14 protein-coding genes are annotated in these 18842 nt (G+C 67.5%); 5 read left to right on the plus strand and 9 right to left on the minus strand.

Annotation, left to right across the window (positions count from 1 at the left end):
• Nucleotides 1-155 precede the first annotated feature (155 nt).
• From MKAN_RS06995 to MKAN_RS29380, 8 genes are all read right to left on the minus strand, one after another.
• A complete protein-coding gene (locus tag MKAN_RS06995) occupies nucleotides 156-2048 on the minus strand; it encodes an ABC transporter family substrate-binding protein (protein WP_023366612.1) in 1893 nt (630 codons plus the stop codon).
• A 109-nt stretch (nucleotides 2049-2157) separates the two neighbouring features.
• Complete coding sequence (gene typA / locus MKAN_RS07000) at nucleotides 2158-4032, minus strand: translational GTPase TypA (RefSeq protein WP_023366614.1); 1875 nt, start codon at nucleotides 4030-4032, stop codon at nucleotides 2158-2160.
• Nucleotides 4033-4194: 162 nt separating this feature from the next.
• A complete protein-coding gene (gene narI, locus MKAN_RS07005; protein WP_023366616.1) occupies nucleotides 4195-4926 on the minus strand; it encodes a respiratory nitrate reductase subunit gamma in 732 nt (243 codons plus the stop codon).
• A complete protein-coding gene (gene narJ / locus MKAN_RS07010) occupies nucleotides 4919-5581 on the minus strand; it encodes a nitrate reductase molybdenum cofactor assembly chaperone (protein WP_023366618.1) in 663 nt (220 codons plus the stop codon). The genes narI and narJ overlap by 8 nt, the downstream gene beginning before the upstream one ends.
• Complete coding sequence (narH, locus tag MKAN_RS07015; protein ID WP_023366620.1) at nucleotides 5578-7167, minus strand: nitrate reductase subunit beta; 1590 nt, start codon at nucleotides 7165-7167, stop codon at nucleotides 5578-5580. Before narH ends, narJ begins: the two co-directional genes overlap by 4 nt.
• A 31-nt stretch (nucleotides 7168-7198) precedes the next feature.
• A complete protein-coding gene (locus MKAN_RS07020) occupies nucleotides 7199-10912 on the minus strand; it encodes a nitrate reductase subunit alpha (RefSeq protein WP_023366622.1) in 3714 nt (1237 codons plus the stop codon).
• Between the two features lie 290 nt (nucleotides 10913-11202).
• Nucleotides 11203-11589, minus strand: a complete 387-nt coding sequence (locus MKAN_RS07025; protein ID WP_023366625.1) for a (deoxy)nucleoside triphosphate pyrophosphohydrolase — start codon at nucleotides 11587-11589, stop codon at nucleotides 11203-11205.
• Entirely contained in the window at nucleotides 11519-11920 is a 402-nt protein-coding gene (locus MKAN_RS29380; protein WP_080674028.1) for a DUF3761 domain-containing protein, read from the minus strand. Before MKAN_RS29380 ends, MKAN_RS07025 begins: the two co-directional genes overlap by 71 nt.
• A 135-nt stretch (nucleotides 11921-12055) precedes the next feature.
• Here MKAN_RS29380 and MKAN_RS07030 point away from each other — a divergent pair, with 135 nt between their 5' ends.
• The 3 genes from MKAN_RS07030 to MKAN_RS07040 all read left to right on the plus strand — a co-directional run bounded on the left by MKAN_RS07030 (nucleotide 12056) and on the right by MKAN_RS07040 (nucleotide 15515).
• Nucleotides 12056-12340 carry a 4a-hydroxytetrahydrobiopterin dehydratase gene (locus MKAN_RS07030; RefSeq protein ID WP_023366629.1) on the plus strand — a complete coding sequence of 95 codons (285 nt, stop codon included), beginning with the start codon at nucleotides 12056-12058 and terminating at the stop codon, nucleotides 12338-12340.
• A gap of 251 nt (nucleotides 12341-12591) precedes the next feature.
• Nucleotides 12592-14034, plus strand: a complete 1443-nt coding sequence (locus MKAN_RS07035; RefSeq protein WP_225722865.1) for an alpha/beta fold hydrolase — start codon at nucleotides 12592-12594, stop codon at nucleotides 14032-14034.
• A 32-nt stretch (nucleotides 14035-14066) separates the two neighbouring features.
• Nucleotides 14067-15515, plus strand: a complete 1449-nt coding sequence (locus MKAN_RS07040; RefSeq protein ID WP_042313409.1) for a serine hydrolase domain-containing protein — start codon at nucleotides 14067-14069, stop codon at nucleotides 15513-15515.
• A gap of 15 nt (nucleotides 15516-15530) precedes the next feature.
• On the opposite strand, the gene MKAN_RS07045 is transcribed toward MKAN_RS07040, so the two are convergent.
• Nucleotides 15531-16736: a mannosyltransferase gene (locus tag MKAN_RS07045; RefSeq protein WP_042311948.1), complete on the minus strand. Its 1206-nt coding sequence runs from the start codon at nucleotides 16734-16736 to the stop codon at nucleotides 15531-15533.
• A gap of 150 nt (nucleotides 16737-16886) precedes the next feature.
• Between MKAN_RS07045 and MKAN_RS07050 the strand changes: the two genes are divergently transcribed.
• A complete protein-coding gene (locus MKAN_RS07050) occupies nucleotides 16887-17528 on the plus strand; it encodes a hypothetical protein (RefSeq protein WP_023366638.1) in 642 nt (213 codons plus the stop codon).
• A 48-nt stretch (nucleotides 17529-17576) separates the two neighbouring features.
• On the plus strand, nucleotides 17577-18758 hold the full coding sequence (locus tag MKAN_RS07055; RefSeq protein ID WP_023366640.1) for an Rv1157c family protein: 1182 nt from the start codon (nucleotides 17577-17579) through the stop codon (nucleotides 18756-18758).
• The last annotated feature ends 84 nt before the right edge of the window (nucleotides 18759-18842 follow it).

An 18842-nucleotide genomic window follows, 5' to 3' on the forward strand; every position in this document is an offset into this window, starting at 1 on the left:
AACAAACTTGCTCGCGGGCGCTACACGGAAATGGCGATTTCCACAACGGACTAATGACAACTTCACAGGTAACACACATGTTTCCCGCAGCTGCACTGGCGCAGTACCCTCCTACCGCCGGATTGCCCAGGTTGATGGCAGGCGCGCGAGATCTGCTATGGCCCGGTCTTGACCCATTGGCCGGCGTCGCCGACGATGCCGACCGGCACCGCGCCGGACAAGCTGACGTTCTGCACGCTCGGGCCGGCCGCGACGATCGTGGTGTCCTGCAATATCGGCAGCACCGTCGACATATTCCACAGTCGCGGTTCGATTGCGGTGATCACGTCGTTGATGTTCTTGGTGCCGTCGAGGGCGGCGTCGATATTCGACTGGATGCTGCGATCGCAGATCCCGGTGAGGTTCGACGGCGCTTTGACCAGCGCCCCGGGATCGGCCGGCGGGCCGGGCTGCGGCGTGGGCACAACGGTGTCTGGAGCCACGGTCGGCGTCGCTCCGGTCGGGGTAACCGCCGGCGAAGCCGGTGGCGGGACCTGGGTGGCTTGCAGCGCGGGACAGCTGTAACGGGAGGCCAGCAATGTCGCCAGGTTTCCGCCCGCCTGGTGCCAGCCGACGATGGCGTCAATCCGGTTGTCGTTCAACGCATCCCGGTAAAGGACGACCGGGTCCAGGGCCAGCACGGTCGCGTCGATCCCGACGTTGCGCAGTTGGTCGGCGGCCGTATTGGCGACCGCCACCGACGTCGGGTCGTTCGCCGCCACCCCGATGACCAGCGAAAGCTGTTTGCCGTCCTTACTGACCCGGCCCCGGATCACCTCAGGCGGCCCGGTGCTCACCGGTGTGGTCGAACCCGGTCCCGGCGGCGCAGTCGACGCCGACGTGTTGCTGTCGATCTCATATCCGGATGCCGCCAGCAACCCCAATGCGGTGGTGGTCGTCATCGCCGGTGGCGCGGTCGGCACATAGCCCGGGTCGCTGGGCGAGCGGATCTGCGCCTGGTCCAGGGTCACGGTATTGTCGCTGCCGGCGCCCACCGCGGCCAGCAGGTCGATATCCAGCAGCCCCAGGATCGCCTTGCGGACCTGCGTGTCGGCCAGCTTCGGCACGTTTGCCCGCAGCGTCAGCTGCATGACCCGCGGTGTCACGATCCGCGCGGTCCGCACATCCGGAATGGCCGACAACTGCGCGAAGGCGGCCGAACCGCCATGCACCTGCGCCACCTGCGTGTCGCCGTTACGCACCGAATCGGCCAGCGCCGCGGGTGCCCCGGCCCGCCGGAAGAGGATCAGGCCGGGTTTGGCAGGCGGCCCCCAGTACCGGTCGTTGCGGGCGATCAGGATCTCGTCGCGCTGCGGGTCGATGTTCTCCACCCGGAACTGCCCCCCGGTGACAGGCAGCGCGCGGGCCAGCCCCGCGGCAAAACCGCCGGGCACGTCCTTGACGATGTGCGCCGGCAACAGGTTGTTGAACAACTCCCGCCAGGCCGGGTATGGCTGCGCGAAGGTCACCACGGCCTGCTTGCCGCCTTCGAGCGATTGCACACCGGTGATCAGGTCATAGCCGGCCGGATCGACGACGCCCGGCTGGCTGACCATCTGCCGCCACAGGTACCAGAAGTCGTCGGCGGCTATGGGGGCGTTGTCGGTCCATTGCGCCTCGGGCCGGATCTTGTAGCTCACCGTAAATGGGTTTTCGCTGGTCACGTCCGCCGACACCAGCAACGTCGGGTCCATCTCCCAGCGCGAACCGGTCGGCGAGCTGGCATCGGGCACCGGGCGGAAAGCGCTGGGCAACACCAGCGCGCTGATCGCGGCGTTCACCGGCGACAGATCCGAGAGCAGATGCGGATTGAACCCGGCGCCGATCGAGTCGATGCCCATGATGATCTGGGTGGGATGCGGCGGCGGCGGCGGTGTGACGTGCGTGGTATCCGTGCTCTGCGGTGCCGGCGGCGGGCTGACCGTGCAACCGGACAGCGCCACACCCAACGTCGAGATCAGCACGCCGACCGTCACCAGGACATGACGAGCTTGGTGCAGCACGCCCATCAGGGTATCGAGCTGGGGGTACCGCCCGCCCGCAACCGTAACGCCATGGCGCAAAACCGGGCCGGATTTCGCCGTGGCGTTACGCTGGCGCTCCCCAGGCGGCCCCAAGCTAACCCCGGGCCTTGGCCCGTGCCCGGCTGCGGGCCCGGGAGGTGGCATCCAACTCGACCTTGCGGACCCGCACGATCTCCGGGGTCACCTCGACGCATTCGTCGGGCGCGCAGAACTCCATGGCCCGCTCCAGGTCGAGTTCGAGCGGCTTGGCCAGCGTCTCGATGACATCGGCGGTCGACGACCGCATGTTGGTCAGCTTCTTCTCCCGTGTGACGTTGATGTCGAGGTCCTCCGGGCGCGGGTTGATCCCGACGACCATGCCCTCGTAGGTGTCCTGGCCTGGCTCGACGAAGAACTGGCCCCGGTCGGCGAGTTGCAGCAACGCGAACGGAGTGATGGTGCCGGACCGGTCGGAGACCAGCGATCCGGTGTGCCGCGCCCGGATGTCCCCAGCCCACGGTTTGTACCCGTCGAACACCGCATGGCCGACGCCGGTGCCGCGGGTCTCGGTGAGGAAGTCGGTGCGCCACCCGATCAGGCCGCGGCTGGGCACCACGAAATCCATCCGGACCCAGCCGGTGGTGTGGTTGGCCATCTCCACCATGCGGCCCTTGCGTGCGGCCATCAATTGGGTGACCGCGCCGACGTATTCCTCGGGGCAGTCGACGGTCATCGCCTCGAACGGCTCGTGCAGCTTGCCGTCGATGGTCTTGGTCACCACTTGCGGCTTGCCCACGGTCAATTCGAAGCCTTCGCGGCGCATCTGCTCAACCAGCACGGCCAGCGCCAGCTCGCCGCGGCCCTGCACCTCCCAGGCGTCGGGTGCGCCGATGTCGAGGACCCGGATCGACACGTTGCCCACCAGCTCGGCGTCCAGCCGGTTGCGGACCATGCGGGCAGTGAGCTTGTGGCCGGGTACCTTGCCGGCCAGCGGCGAGGTGTTGGTACCGATGGTGACCGAGATGGCCGGCTCGTCGACAGTGATCCTGGGCAGCGCGACGGGGTCGGCCAGATCGGCCAGGGTGTCGCCGATCATGATCTCCGGCAGGCCGGCGACGGCGACGATATCGCCGGCAACGGCCTCGTCGGTGGGATTGCGTTCCACACCTGTGGTGGCCAGCAATTCGGTGATCTTGGCGGTCGCGGCGCCATTCTCGCGCAGCCAGGCGACCTGCTGGCCCTTGCGGATGCGTCCGTTGTAGATGCGGATCAACGCCAGGCGGCCCAGGAATGTCGAGGCGTCCAGGTTGGTGACCAGGGCCTGCAACGGCGCCTCCGGGTCGCCTTTCGGCGGCGGCACGTGCTCTTCGAGGACCTCGAACAGCGGGTCGAGGTTGTCGCCGTCGGGAATCTGGCCGTCGGGCGGCTGAGTGGTGCTGGCCACCCCGGCGCGTCCGGATGCGAACAGGGTGGGCAGGCCCAGCGCGTGCTCGGCGGCTGCGGCTGCTTCGTCGTCGAGATCGCTGGCCACGTCCAGCAACAGGTCGTGGCTGGCCTCGACTACCTCGGCTATGCGCGCGTCGGGCCGGTCGGTCTTGTTGACGACGAGGATCACCGGCAAGTGCGCGGCCAGCGCCTTGCGCAGCACGAAGCGGGTCTGTGGCAGCGGGCCCTCGGACGCGTCGACCAGCAGCAGCACCCCGTCCACCATCGACAGCCCGCGCTCCACCTCGCCGCCGAAATCGGCGTGTCCGGGCGTGTCGATGACATTGATCACAGTCACGGTGCCATCGCTGTTATGGCGGTGCACGGCGGTGTTCTTGGCCAGGATGGTGATCCCTTTTTCCCGCTCCAGGTCGCCGGTGTCCATCACGCGTTCCTGCAGCCCGCCCCGTTCGGCCAGCGCCCCGGATTGTCGCAGCATGGCGTCGACCAGCGTGGTTTTGCCGTGGTCGACGTGCGCGACGATGGCGACATTGCGGAATGGCACGTCGGTGATTGTGGCAGCCCGGTGGCCGGTTCGCGAAAATCGGCGTCCGGCGCTGTCTCGTACATCGACTCTGCGTACAGCGCTACCGCAAGCGAGCGAGCGGCGCGCTGTGCGCAGTCTCGGCGCGTTGGGCGCAGTCTCGGCGCGCCCTGGGGGACGGCCCTACCAGCCGCGACGGGGCGGCGCCGAACCGACCAACTGGTCCGATGCGGCCACGTCGCGGCTGCGGTAGACGATGTAGGGCCGGAACAGGTAGGCGATCGGGGCGCTCAGCACGTGCACCAGCCGGGTGAATGGCCAGAGCGTGAACAGCACCATCCCGATCAGGGCATGCAACTGATAGTCCAGCGGTGCGTTGATCATCACTTCGCCGTGCGGCTGGAAGAGCCAGATCCGCCGGAACCACATCCCGACGGTGTAGCGGTAATGGAACTCGCCGCCATGCGGGCCGGTGCCGATCAGGTCGCAGTAGAGGCCCACCACGATCGCCAGCACCAGCACCACGTACATCACCTTGTCGCTGCGGGTGGTGGCCGCCGACACCGCCGGGCGGGTAAACCGCCGGTAGATCAGCAAACCAACGCCCACCAGCGTCGCAAAGCCCGCAATGGATCCGGCGATGACGGCTTGCAGGTGGTAGACGTAGTCGCTGACATGCAGCGCCTTGGTCACCCGCGGCGGGATGAACAATCCCATCACGTGCCCGGCGAACACCGCGAGGATGCCGAAATGGAAGATCGGGCTGGCGATGCTCAGCAGCCGCGACTCGTAGATCTGCGAAGAGCGTGAGGTCCAGCCAAATTTGTCGTAACGGTATCGCCACCACAGTCCGACCACCAAGACCGCCAGCGTGACGTAAGGAGTGATGTCCCAGAACAATACATTGCTAAACATCGGGCGCTCTTTCTTCGCGTCGAGGCGGCACGGTCAAGGTAAACGGTTGCAGCCCAACGGCTTCCGCGGGCGGGCCGGCTTCTGCCAGACGTTGCGCCCGGCGCACTTCCTGGTCGGTGGCCGCCGGCAGCGTCTCGCACACCGCCGCCACGGTGTGCTCATACGGCGACGCGGCGTCGGCCAACGCGGACCGCAGCACGTCGATCGGGACGCGGTGCTCGGTCAACAACTGGCGTCCCGCCCCGGGTGCGACGGTCGCCGCGAACTCGAGCACCACGGGCAGGTGATCCGGCGCCTCGCTGCGCGGCGGCTCCACACCCGCCTCCCGGTAGGCGGTGGCGAAGGCCAGCATTTCCCGCCCGCGGTTGCGGGTATCCCCCGCCGTCCAGTACGTCAGGTACATGGTGGCGCGCCTGCGCATGTCGAACGTGGCGACGTAGTCCATGGCGGCGGCCATCGGTTCCGCGGCCCGCAGCGCGGCGACCGTTCGCCCGAGCAGGTCGGCGACGGTCCCGTCCAGGTGCGCCAGCAGGCCCTCGACGGTGTCCAGGCGCTCGGTCAGCCCGTCGTCGGGGTAGGCCAGCAGCAGTGACGCCGCCTGCCACACCAGCCGGTCGCGCATCGCGGGTTCGCGGGATCGGGAGCGCAGCTTCATCGCTGCTGCTTTTCCGGGAACATCCCGACCGGTGGTTGGTCGCCGTCCCAGGTCAGCAGGTCTACCTGGGTCGAACGCTGTTGGGCATGGAATGTCTCCACGGAGACGGGCACCGGCCCGCCGTCTTCGTACATGCCCGGGCCGCCGTCGCCGGTCAGCGAGCAGCCCATCTGCTCCAGCTCGCGCGCCTGCGGGCTGAACGCGGTCGGAATGACGTAGCGCTCTTCGTATTTCGCGATGGCCAGCAGTCGATACATTTCGTAGATCTGCTCTTCGGTCATCCCGACCGACTCCGGGATGTGGGGTTGGGTCTCCCGGCCGAGGTTGATGTCGCGCATGTAGGAACGCATCGCCGCCAGCCGGCGCAACACGCCCTCGACCACGGCGGTGTCGCCGGCGGTGAACAGTTCGGCCAGGTACTGCATCGGGATGCGCAGCGCCTCCAGCGCGCCGAACAGATTGCCCAGTTCCTCGCCGTCGTGACCGTCACGGCTGACCGCGTCGACCACCGGCGACAGTGGCGGGATGTACCAGACCATCGGCATCGTGCGGTATTCCGGGTGCAACGGCAGCGCCACCCGGTAGGTATTGATCAGCGCATACACCGGGGAGCGCTGCGCGGCCTCGATCCACTCCTGCGAGATACCGGCCGCGCGGGCGGCGGCGATCACCTCAGGATCGCATGCGTCGAGCAGGATTCGTCGCTGCGCCTCGTAGAGGTCGGTGTCGTTTTCCACCGACGCGGCCTGCAGCACCCGGTCGACGTCGTAGAGCACCAGGCCCAGATAGCGCAGCCGGCCCACGCAGGTCTCCGAGCAGATGGTCGGCAGGCCGACCTCCATTCGCGGATAGCACAGCGTGCACTTCTCGGCCTTGCCGGTTTTATGGTTGAAATAGACCTTCTTGTAAGGACATCCGGACACACACATGCGCCAGCCGCGGCAGCGGTCCTGGTCGACCAGCACGATGCCGTCCTCGCTGCGCTTGTACATCGCACCCGACGGGCACGACGCCACGCAGGATGGGTTCAGGCAGTGCTCGCAGATCCGCGGCAGATAGAACATGAAGGTCTCTTCGAGCTTCAGCCGGACCTCGTCACTGACCTTCTTCAATATCGGGTCCTCGGAAAGGATTTCCGGCGATCCGGCCAGATTGTCGTCCCAGTTCGGCCCCCAGGAGACCTTCATCGGTTTGCCGCTGATCAGGCTTTTCGGCGCGGCCGTCGGGAACGTGTCGCCGGCGGGTGCGGTGGTCAGGTTTTCGTAGTCGTAGGTCCACGGCTCGTAGTACTCGTCGATGGTGGGCAGCTTGGGGTTGGCGAAGATCCGCAACAGCTTGTGGAAGCGTCCGCCGTCACGCAGCCGCAACCGGCCCTTCTTGTCGCGTACCCAGCCGCCGCCCCAGCGCTCCTGGTCCTCGTAGGTGCGCGGATAGCCTTGGCCCGGACGGGTTTCGACGTTGTTGAACCACACGTACTCGGTGCCGGCACGGTTGGTCCAGGCCTGCTTGCAGGTCACCGAACAGGTGTGGCAGCCGATGCACTTGTCGAGGTTCATCACCATCGCCAGCTGCGCCATGACTTTCATTGTCTCGCTCCGCGAGCGTCGCTGGGGCCTCTCATTGGTAGCGCACCTCCTGGCTGCGTCGCCGTACCACGGTCACCTCGTCGCGCTGGTTGCCGGTCGGGCCCAGGTAGTTGAACGCGAACGCATGCTGACCATAACCACCGGCCAAGTGGCTGGGCTTGATCCGGATCCGGGTAAGGGCATTGTGGTTACCGCCGCGCTTGTTGTTGGTCTCGGTGCGCGGCGTGTCGACCGTGCGTTCCTGGACGTGGTAGACGAACACCACGCCGTCGGGGATCCGGTGTGACACGATGGCCCGGCACACGTAGATGCCGTTGGCATTGACGGCCTCGACCCAATCATTGTCGCGCACTTGGATTTTCGCCGCATCCCCCGGACTCATCCACATGGTGGGGCCACCGCGGGACAACGACAGCATGTACAGGTTGTCCTGGTAGGTGGAATGGAACGACCACTTCGAGTGCGGCGTCAAATACCGCACGGTGAGGCCGATTCCGTCACCGGATCGGGAGCTTAGCTCGGGATGGCCGAACAGTCGCGCCATGTCCAGTGGCGGGCGGAAAACCGGCAGATGTTCGCCGAGTTCCTCGATCCAATCGTGGGCCAGGTAGAAATGCATCCGCCCGGTCAGGGTGTGGAACGGTTTGAGGTTCTCGATGTTGATGGTGAACGGCGCATAACGCCGCCCGCCGGTTTCGCTGCCCGACCACTCCGGGCTGGTGATCACCGGGACCGGACGCGCCTGGGTATCGGCGTAGCTGATGCGGCGGTCTTCGCTGCCCTCGGCCAGATGCGCCAGCCGCTGGCCGGTCCTTTTCTCCAGCTCGCGGAAGCCCTCGACGGCCAGGCGGCCATTGGTTGTCCCGGACAGCAGCAGCAGTACATCGGCCATCCGCGCCGCGGTGGTGATCGCCGGACGCCCTGCTGCCGCACCGGAATTCAGCACGCCGAATCTGGCTGCGAGTTCCTGGACCTCCTGGAACGGGTGCACCGTCACACCCTTGGTGGTCAACCCGAACTTTTCGACGAGCGGACCCAGCGTCAGCCACTTGTCGTAGATCGCGGTGTAGTCGCGCTCCACCACGGTGATCTTGCCCATGGTGCGTCCCGGCACCGGCGTCGCGCCGGTATGCAGCCAGTCGTTTTCCGCACCGCCGGGAAATGTCATCGCATCCGGGGTGTCGTGCTGCAGTGCGGTGAGCACCACGTCGCTGCGGGTGCCTAGATGACCCTTGGCCATAGCGCTGAAGGCCCGGGCGATCGCAGCGAAAGCGTCGAAATCCGAACGGGTTTCCCAGGGCGGATCGGTCGCGGCACTGAATGCGTGCACATATGGGTGCATGTCGGTGCTGGAGATGTCGGCCTTCTCGTACCAGGTGGCTGCCGGCAGCACCACATCGGATACCAGCGTGGTCGAGGTCATCCGGAAGTCGATCGACATCATCAGGTCGAGCTTGCCTTCCGGAATATCCCCTTCGCAGGCCACGTCGACGGGCCGTATCCCGTCGCGCGGCGGCGCTGCCTGCACGTTGGAATCGGTTCCCAGCAGATGGCGCAGGAAATACTCGCCGCCCTTACCCGACGAGCCGATCAGGTTGGCGCGCCAGACCGTCAGTACTCGTGGCCAGTTGACGGGGTTGTCCGGATCGGTCACGGCGAGTTTGAGTTTGCGCTGCGCCAATTGCTGGGCCACATATTCACCGGCGTCGCGACCCGCCTCGTGCGCCTCGTCGGCGAGGTCCAGACTGGATCGGTCGAACTGCGGGTAATACGGGCTCCAGCCCATTGCCACCGCCGAGGCCAGCACGTCCATGGTGTGCTTGTCGGTGAAGCGGCCCCGGCCCACCGGGCTGGCCAGCTTGTCGGCTCCGTAGCCGTCGTAGCGCCATTGGTCGGCGTGCGCATACCAGTACGAGGCGCCGGGGACCTGACGCGGCGGGCGTACCCAGTCGGTGGCCATCGACATCGTCTGAAACCCGGTGAGCGGCCGAATCTTTTCCTGACCGACGTAGTGGGCCCAGCCGCCGCCGTTGCGTCCCATCGAGCCGGTCAGCATCAACAGTGCCAGCACCGCACGGTAGATGGCGTCGCCATGGAACCAGTGACAGATGCCGCCGCCCATGATGATCATCGAGCGGCCGCCGGATTCCTCTGCGCTGCGGGCGAATTCGCGGGCGACCCGAATGGCCTGGGCGGCCGACACCCCGGTGATCGGCTCCTGCCAGGCCGGGGTGTTGGGTTGGGTGGGATCGTCGTAGCCGGTGGGCCATTGGCCGGGCAGGCCCGCGCGCGCCACGCCGTAGTGGGCCAGCATCAGGTCGAACACCGTGCACACCAGGTGCTTACCGACCCGGCGCACCGGCACGCCGCGCGCCACCGTCGCGCCTTCGCCGTTGACCGTGTCGAAGCTGGGCAGGTGCACCAGCGCGGTGCGCCGATCCCCGTTGGTGGCTTCTGCGCCCTGCACGCTGAGCGCCGGCAGCAGATCACCGAGATCGAGATTCCACTTCCCGACGCCGTCCTCGCCGTAGCGGAATCCCAGCGAGCCGTGCGGCACGACGACGGTACCGGTCGTTTCGTCCAGCACCGCGGGCTTGAGCGCCGCGTTCTCGGAGTTCTTATCGGCCTCACCCAGATCCGCCGCCGTGAGGTTCTTGCCCGGCACCAGCATCTCGCCCCGTTGTTCCAGCTTGATCAGGAACGGCAGGTCGGTGTAGCGACGCGCGAAGTCGGCGAAAAACGGAACCTGTTTTCGCACATAGCATTCCGAAAGGATGACGTGACCCATCGCCATCGCCAGCGCCCCGTCGGTGCCGGCCGCACACGGCATCCACTCGTCGGCGAACTTGGTGTTGTCGGCGTAGTCGGGGCTGACGGTGACCACCTTGGTGCCGCGGTAGCGGGCCTCGGCCATCCAGTGCGCATCCGGGGTCCGGGTGATGGGCACGTTGGAGCCCCACATCATCAGATAGGCCGCGTCCCACCAGTCCCCGGATTCGGGCACATCGGTCTGGTCGCCGAACACCTGCGGGGAGGCCACCGGCAGGTCGGCGTACCAGTCGTAGAACGAGGTCATGGGGGCGCCGATCAGCTCGAAGAACCGCGAGCCGGCGGCATAGGACACCATCGACATCGCCGGGATCGGCGAGAAACCGGCAACCCGGTCCGGGCCGTAGGTCTTGATGGTGTACACGTGAGCCGCGGCAATCAGTTCGGTGGCTTCGGCCCAGCTGACCCGGACCAGCCCGCCCTTGCCCCGGGCCTGCTGATAGCGGCGACGGCGCTGCGGATCGGCCTGGATGTCGGCCCACGCCAGCACCGGGTCGCCGAGCCGGGCCTTGGCCTCGCGGTACATCTCGATCAGCACGCCGCGCGCATACGGGTAGCGAAGCCGGGTCGGGGCATAGCTGTACCAGGAGAACGATGCGCCCCGGGGACAGCCGCGGGGTTCGTACTCGGGGCGGTCCGGGCCGACCGACGGATAGTCGGTCTGCTGGGTTTCCCAGGTGATGATGCCGTCTTTGACGTAGATCTTCCACGAGCAGGATCCGGTGCAGTTGACGCCGTGCGTCGAGCGGACCACCTTGTCGTGACTCCACCGGTCACGGTAGAAAACGTCAGCCTCTCGCCCGCCGCGCCGGGTTACCGTGCGCAGATCAGCAGAGAATTCCCCCGGGGTGAAGAAGCGTCCGCTGCGCTCCAGCAGCTCCTCGAGCGCTCCGCCGACGTGAGGTGTGATGGTCAACAGTGACCCTCCTTGTCATGGACGACCAGGCGCGGGGCCGTAGCCAGTCGATCGCGCTCGCGGAACAGGCGAAGCCGGCGCGTGGCCCATCATCGTCGGCTCGCGCGGTGTGTTGGCTGAAATTCGCGTCAACATCGGCATAGCAGCCGGCCACTGACGTCCAGCGGACCGCCGCGATCGCTACCGGCATGCAAATCCCAGGTTAGTGGTTTGTCACGTCCTTCTTCCAGTGGACGGCGGCGACCTTGAGCAGGCCTGGACGTTAGCTGAAAGGCGGCTGTGGAACCGGGTCAGAGCACCTTGGCGAGATCGGGAAGCCAGCCGCGGTCGGCCGGCACCCAGTTCAGATCGTGCAGTTGCTCCGCCGTCACCCAGCGCAGCGCGCGGTGGTCACGCGCATCCGGTTTGCCGCCAAGCAGCCGCACCCGGTAGGCCCGCAGTATTACGGTGTCGCCCAACGGAATGTCGTCGCCCAAGCGATCACCCACGGCGATGTCGTCGAGCCCGAGCTCCTCGGCCAGTTCCCGCGCCAGTGCGGCGCGCTCGGTTTCGCCGGTGGCCACCTTGCCGCCGGGAAGCTCCCAGCGCCCGGCCAGCTCCGGCGGCCTAGCCCGTTGCGCCACCAGGACCGTGGAGCCACAGATGATGGCTCCCGCCACGACGATCTGCGTCGGCATGGGCAATGACGGTATACCGTCGCGGGCCTGCCGCTGGATCCCAGTGTCCCGACGAGAAGCTGCATGGACACCATTGGCCGACTCCACCGTGACCGGAGCAGGTGCCGTTGCGGTGCTGGCTGTGCGAATGCGAGCCGTCCCGGCAGATTGCGGTGACGTCGTCGTTCGAGCTGTCCGGACGCGGGACGCAGGCACCGCTCGAATTCTGATAGCTGCCCGGCGGGCACATCCCGGCGGCTGACAGGGTGGACGCGTGCGACGCGTGCGTGACCAGGCCGGCGCCGGCCGTTCCCGCGACAACGGCTATCACGACTGCTAACGAGCGAAACATGCGGGCCCCCAAACACTTAACGTCCTAGGTGTCCTGTAGCTGGCAGAGCTGGCCCGATGCCGAGACCATGCCGGGTGGCCAGGCCCGCCGTGGCCGGTTTGGAGAGATTCGATGCGACCGGGGTACCGTCGCGATATGGCTGTGTTAACGGATGAGCAAGTAGACGCCGCACTACCCGGCCTCGACGGCTGGGAGCGCGCCGAAGGTGCCCTGCGCCGGTCCGTCAAGTTTCCGGCGTTCCTCGACGGCATCGACGCGGTGCGCCGGGTGGCCGAGCACGCGGAACGCACGAATCATCATCCCGATATCGATATCCGCTGGCGGACGGTAACTTTCGCGTTGGTCACGCATTCAGAGGGCGGGATCACCCAACGCGATATCGACATGGCACGCGATATCGACGGGATCGTCGGGAAGTAGCCGGCCCATTCTGGGCCGATCTGCCGTCTGCTGACGCGCCCGGTATGTGAACATGTCTTGCTATGACCCCGCGCGGATCCGTCCCGATCGGAGCTCGGACACGAGGTACGAGCGGAGCGGGCCGGGCCGGACTGGTGCTGGCGGTGTCGCTGACCCTGGTATGTGCGGCCTGCACGCATCCGCCATCGCCGCCGAGCGGCGGGCCTTCGTCGCCTCCCGGGTCGGCGGCTCCGGCAGCAGCGCCGACCACGGTGGCTCACGCGCCAGCGCATTATGAGTCGGCGCCCTGCCCGGAAGCGCCGCAACCCGTGCCGGAGCTGCAGGGCGGCCATTGCGCGGCGTTGGTGGTTCCCGAAAATCGCAGCAAACCCGGCGGGCGCACGCTGCGCCTGGCCGTCGCCATCATTCCGTCGGAAACCCAGCCCGCGGCCGCCGACCCGATTGTCTTCATCACCGGCGGGCCGGGCGAGGACGCCATCCTGGATCCGCCGATCGCCGAGGGCGTGGGGCTCAACCGCAATCGCGATCTGATCCTGTTGTCGCAGCGCGGCAACCATTCGTCGGAACCCACACTGGGCTGCCCGGAAATCGACCAGTTCTTCGCCCGCCGGGTGAGCCTGGTGTATGACGCAGCCACCACCGGCGACGAGTATGTGCAGGCGGTGAAGTCCTGCCACGACCGACTGGCCGGTGGCGCCGACCTGTCGGCCTTCAACTCCACCGAGAGCGCCTACGACCTCATCGATCTGCGCAACGCGCTGCACGTCAACCAGTGGAACGTGTTCTCCCATTCCTACGGCACCGACCTGGCCTTGATCTACTCGCGGCTGGACGCACCGGCGATCCGGTCGCTGGCCCTCGACGGGATGACGCCGCCGTCGATAGCGAGCCCGGGGTGGACCTGGAGCAGCGCACGGGAAGCGTTCGACAACATGATGAGCGCCTGCACTGTCCAACCGGCATGCCAAGCCCACTATCCCAACCTGGCGGACACTTTCGTTCGGCTGGTCAATCAACTCGAGGCGCATCCGGTTACCACCACCGTCAAGGTCGAAGGGGCCGGTGATACCCAAGTGGTGCTCGACGGCGGCGCCCTGCTGAACTGGATGGTCCCCCTGGGAACGCATTTTCCGGCCGAGGTGCCCGCCGCGATTGACGAACTCGCGCATGGTAATCCGGCGCGTATCGCCCAGCGGTGGGCGTCGGCGTGGGTGAACCCCGGCAAGGCCGGGCTGATGGGCTGGGGCCTGACGCTGAGCATCTGGTGCAGCGAATGGGTGCCGTTCGAGTCCGCAGACGACCAACTGCGGGCCGCCCGGCAGGCTTTCGCCGCGCTGCCTGATTCGGTGCGCGCCCAAGCCCCGCAACTGCCGTTCCTGCGTCAGGGCTGCGCGGCGTGGAATGTGCCCAAGGCCGCCGACTGGGTGCGGGGGGTCAGCGACGCCGCAATGCCGGCCCTGGCGCTGTCCGGCAGTTACGACGGGCAGACCGGCGCGGCATCAGGGCAATATGTCGCCCAGCATCTTCCGCATGCGATCTCGGTGACGGTCCCCGGCGTGGCACATGGGATTTACGCCGATCGCTGCGGGGCCGCCGTCATCGCATCGTTCTTCGACAACCCACAGCAGCCCGACACCAGCTGTATCAACTCCACTGCCCCGCCGCCCTACGCCATCACCCCGCCCCCACCGTGACGGTGACTCGACGGTCTCTGCTGGGCGGAGCCATCACGGGGGCGGCAGCCCTGGGATTGGCGTCATGTTCATCCAGGCCTGACCGAACCGCTAAACCCGCGTCCGCCTTCGACGAACTCGACGCCAAGATCGATGCGGGCATGAAGGCCTACGGGATCCCGGGCGTCGCGGTTGGCGTATGGGCCGGCGGTCAGGAATACGTCAAGGGCTACGGTGTCACCAACGTCGACCATCCGGTGCCCGTGGACGCCGATACCGTCTTCCGGATCGGTTCCACCACAAAAACATTCACCGGAACCACGCTCATGCGACTGGTGGACGAGGGCACGGTGGACCTGGACGCGCCCGTGCGCCGGTACCTTCCCGAGTTCGCGGTTGCCGACCCGGCGGTCGGCGCCGCCGTGACGGTGCGTCAGCTGCTCAACCACACGTCGGGCTGGATGGGTGACGACGTCCAGGACTTCGGCCGCGGCGACGACGCACTTTCGGCCTACGTCGCATCGATGACGCGACTACCGCAGCTGACTGCGCCGGGAACCGTATTCGCTTACAACAACGCCGGTTTGGTGGTCGCGGGCCGGATCATCGAAGTCGTCACCGGGTCGACGTACGAGTCGGCGGTGCAACGTCTACTGCTGGACCCGCTGCAACTTGGCCATACCCACTACTTCTCCGACCAGATCGTCGGTCTGAACGTGGCGGCCGCGCACAACGTGGTCGACGGCAAACCGGTTGTCGATACCGGTTTTTGGTCCTTTCCGCGTAGCTGCAACCCGACCGGCGCGTTGATTTCCAGTGTGCGAGATCAACTGCGCTACGCCAGGTTTCACCTCGGCGACGGCACGGCACCCGACGGAAGCCGGCTACTGGGCCCGCAAGCGCTGGCGGCAATGCGCTCGGACCCCGGCGCGGGCGGCACCCTGCAAGTCGAGCTCACCGGAATGGGTGTTGCCTGGATGCTCCGGCCATCCGCGGAAGGCCCGATCATTGTCCAGCACGGCGGCACCTGGAACGGGCAACGCTCCGGGTTCTTCATGGTGCCGGAGCGCAACTTCGCAATGACGTTGCTCACCAATTCCGAAGGCGGAGCGGCGCTGACCACAGACCTGTTCGCCGACGACTGGGCGCTGCGTCGCTTCGCCGGGATCAGCAACCTGCCCGCGGTACCGCAGCACCTCAGCGCCGCCGACCTGGCGCCGTTTCAGGGGCGCTACGTCGCCGAGCTCATCGACGAATCCGGGCGCCTCGGGCAGGCAGTCATCGACTTGCGGGTAGGGAACGGGCACCTCGACGGCACCATCAGCAACGGTGACCCAGGCACGGACAGCAGCCGCTTGGGCCTTGCCTTCTACCGGCCCGACCATGCGATCGACCTCGGACCCGACAACAAGCCGGTGGGCACGCGGTCCGATTTCGTGCGCGACTCAGCCGGCAACATCGCCTGGTTCCGCAATCACGGACGCATTTTCCAACGCCGGTAGCGCCGTTGGCCCGGACTAGCGTGACCTACTCCGCGTCGCAGCAACCCAGGCCAGGGTCGTCAGCGTAGCCACCGGATAGACCAGCCCGGCCCAGGCCAGATACCAGGGCCGGCTGATCACCCAGATGGTGGGCTGGGCGAAGCTGAGCAACCACGGCACGCCGATCATGGTCAGCCCCAGCCAGCTCCAGCCGATGATTCGGGCGCCAAGGCGCTCGCGCACCGGCCCCTGCAACACCCAGATCATCAGCGGCACCAGCCACACCCAGTGGTGGGTCCACGAAATAGGCGAAAGCAGTAGCCCGAACATTTCGACGACCAGCAACTTGCCCAGCTGATCGGACGCATCCAGCGCCCGCCACGCCAGGACAGCCAGGACCGCCGTGACGGCAATCGCTGTCAGCACCAGCGGACCAAAGCCGGCGTCGTGTCCGAGAATCCGCGAAATCGCGCCGCGCCACGACTGATTGAACGACGTAGCGATGGGCCCGACCCGGCGAGCGTCGCCCAACAGGTCGGTGAAGTAGTAGCGCGCCTGGTCGCCGACGACCAGTAACGACACGCCGACGCTGGCCGCGAAGACGACTGCCGACGCGGCCGCGGCTAGCCAGCGCCGTACGCCAACGAGATAGACGGCGGTGATCGCCGGCGTCAGCTTGATGCCGGCAGCCACCCCGACCAGCAGGCCCGACAGCCACCACCGGGTGGTGTAAACCGCCCACAGCGCCGCCAGCATCAGCAAGACGTTGATCTGGCCGTAGTCGAAGGTGCTGCGCAGCGGCTCGAGCCAGATGGCGATCGCCGTCCACAGCATCGCGGCCCGGTGACCGCGTCCGGCCGGCACGCCCAACAGGCGCTGGCTGATCCGGACCGCGCCGTACAGCGCCGCCATCGTCGCGAGCTGCCACAACAGCGCAAGCAGACCGAACGGCAGCAGATGCAACGGGTAGAAGACGACCGCAGCGAACGGTGGATAGGTGAACGGCAGCGGGAAGTCCGGCGTCTGGTCGGCGTACACGTAGCTGTACAGGGTGCCCGGGCGATCCAGAGCCGCAGCCCCTCCCACGTAAACATGCAGGTCCACGAAGTTCGCACCGTTGGGCGCCAGGTAGGTCCAGGCGAATCGCGCGGCGACGCTCAGGATCAGCAGCAGCGGCGCTGCCCGCATCTGCCACCGGGTGGTTCTCGCCGTAAGGACGGCTGAAGTCCTGTCTACCCGCACGACATTAGTGGGACACCATCCGAGAGCGCCGGATCACCGCCACCACTCGTATCGGTAACGATCACATAAATGCCACATGTGTCACTTGAGTCACACCAGTACCGCGATAGCTTCTGCTGCGGGACCTGTCACCGCTAACCAGGGAGAGTCATGCCAACCATGTGGACCTACGTACGCGCCGCCGCCGTCTTGGTCGGTTCGTCCGCCGCCTTACTCACGGGCGGTATCGCCCACGCCGACCCGGCTCCGGTGCCGGATCCGGTTTCCAACATCCCGCAGCAGCTGATCGCGTCGGCCGCCAACGCGCCGCAAATTCTGCAAAACCTCGCGACGGCCCTGGGAGCCACCCCGCCAGTCCCCAAAGCCCCGGAACCCGCGCTTGCCGCGCCCGGCATCGCATCCATGATTCCGGGACTGACTCCCACCGCACCGGCTGTACCGGCTACATCGGCCGGAACGCCGGCCATTCCTGGGGTGACCACACCGATCCCAGGTATCACCGCACCGGTGGCGGCTCCGACGGCTCCCGCAGCGGCGGCAACGCCGGCCATTCCCGGGGTGACCACACCGATCCCGGGCGTCACCGCGCCGCTGACTCCGGCGGCTCCCGCGGCGCCGGCAGCGGCGCTTCCCGGGTTGGCATCGGCGATTCCGGGTCTCGCCCAGGCGGCCCTACCGGGGTTGGCTTCGGGCGCCATTCCGGGACTACCGGCCGCTGCCCCCGCGCCCGCGGCACCCGCGCCTGGGGCACCGGCAGGTCCGCCCCAGACGCTGCTAGCTGCACTGCCCTGACCCAACTGTCAACCGGCCGACCATCTACCTAGGACTGGAGAAACTACCGTGGCAAGCACGTGGAGCCTGTCCAAAGGTTTGGCCGCCGCCGTCGTCACCTCGGCTGCCGCGTTCGGGCTTTGCCCGGCCGCGGCAGCCGACCCGGCGGCGCCGCAGCCCAACCCCAACCAGCAGCTACCCGGCCTGCCGGCGTTGACCCAGTTGAGTCCGATAATCCAACAGGCCGCCAGCAACCCTGGACAGGCGACGCAGCTGCTGATGGCCGCGGCGCAAGCGTTTGTCCACAATCCGGCTGCGCCGCCGGAATCCAAGAACGTCGCGGCTTCGGTGAACCAGTTCGTGGCAGAGCCGACCAATCCCGGTTCGCCCGCGCTGGGTGTGCCCGCGCCGGCGCCGGCTCCCGAGACCGCCCCGGTGCCACACGTGCCACCACCTGGTGTGGAGCCCGGCATGCTGGCGCACCTGCCGACCGGGGTCGATCCCGCACACGCGGCCGGCCCCGCGCCGGCTTCTCCGTCGGGTGGAGCACCGCCCGCTGCGGCCCCCGCACCGGCCGCCGCACCGGCTTCTCCGCCCGGTGGAGCACCGCCCGCTGCGGCCCCCGCACCGGCTTCTCCGCCGGGTGGGACACCTGCCGCTGCGGCTCCCGCGCCGGCCGCCGCACCCGCACCGGCTCCCCCGTCGGGCGTGCACGCGCCGGATTCTGCGCCAGGTGGGGCGCCCGCGCCGGCTCCACCGTCGGCCGCCCCCGCGCCGGCCCCCGAAGCGGCCCCACCTGCGCCGGCCGCGGCTCCGGCGGCGGCACCCGGATTCGGCCCCGACACCCCGCCCACGCAGGACTTCATGTACCCCTCGATCGGCACGAATTGCCTGGCCGACGGTAGCAACGTGATCGCCACCGCGCTCTCGGTCGCGGGCCCCGCCAAGATTCCGTCACCCGGCCCGGGGCCGGGCCAGACGGCGTATGTGTTCACTGCCGTCGGGACCCCCGGACCCGCCGAGGTTCAGCGGCTGCCGTTGAACGTCACCTGGGTGAACCTGACGACCGGCAGGTCCGGCAGCGCCACGCTCAAGCCTCGGCCGGACATCAATCCGGACGGGCCGACCACGTTGACCGTGATCGCCGACACCGGTTCGGGCAGCATCATGTCGACGATTTTCGGTCAGGTCACCACCAAGGAACGGCAGTGCCAGTTCATGCCGACCATCGGGTCAACGGTGGTGCCGTAGAACGGGTTCGGTCTCGGTATCGCGGCGGCGCAGGCTCATGGTTGGGCGCAACGACAGCCCGGCGTGACTCGCCGCCGCGGCCGA

Source organism: Mycobacterium kansasii ATCC 12478, assembly GCF_000157895.3.
Classification (GTDB): domain Bacteria; phylum Actinomycetota; class Actinomycetes; order Mycobacteriales; family Mycobacteriaceae; genus Mycobacterium; species Mycobacterium kansasii.

What these genes read in the sequence shown, in the direction of transcription:
- narJ (WP_023366618.1), bottom strand. Translation starts at nt 5,581, where the DNA reads ATGAAGCTGCGCTCCCGATCCCGCGAACCCGCGATGCGCGACCGGCTG.
- narI (WP_023366616.1), bottom strand. Translation starts at nt 4,926, where the DNA reads ATGTTTAGCAATGTATTGTTCTGGGACATCACTCCTTACGTCACGCTG.
- MKAN_RS07025 (WP_023366625.1), bottom strand. Translation starts at nt 11,589, where the DNA reads ATGCCGACGCAGATCGTCGTGGCGGGAGCCATCATCTGTGGCTCCACG.
- narH (WP_023366620.1), bottom strand. Translation starts at nt 7,167, where the DNA reads ATGAAAGTCATGGCGCAGCTGGCGATGGTGATGAACCTCGACAAGTGC.
- MKAN_RS06995 (WP_023366612.1), bottom strand. Translation starts at nt 2,048, where the DNA reads ATGGGCGTGCTGCACCAAGCTCGTCATGTCCTGGTGACGGTCGGCGTG.
- MKAN_RS07050 (WP_023366638.1), top strand. Translation starts at nt 16,887, where the DNA reads ATGCCAACCATGTGGACCTACGTACGCGCCGCCGCCGTCTTGGTCGGT.
- MKAN_RS29380 (WP_080674028.1), bottom strand. Translation starts at nt 11,920, where the DNA reads ATGTTTCGCTCGTTAGCAGTCGTGATAGCCGTTGTCGCGGGAACGGCC.
- MKAN_RS07030 (WP_023366629.1), top strand. Translation starts at nt 12,056, where the DNA reads ATGGCTGTGTTAACGGATGAGCAAGTAGACGCCGCACTACCCGGCCTC.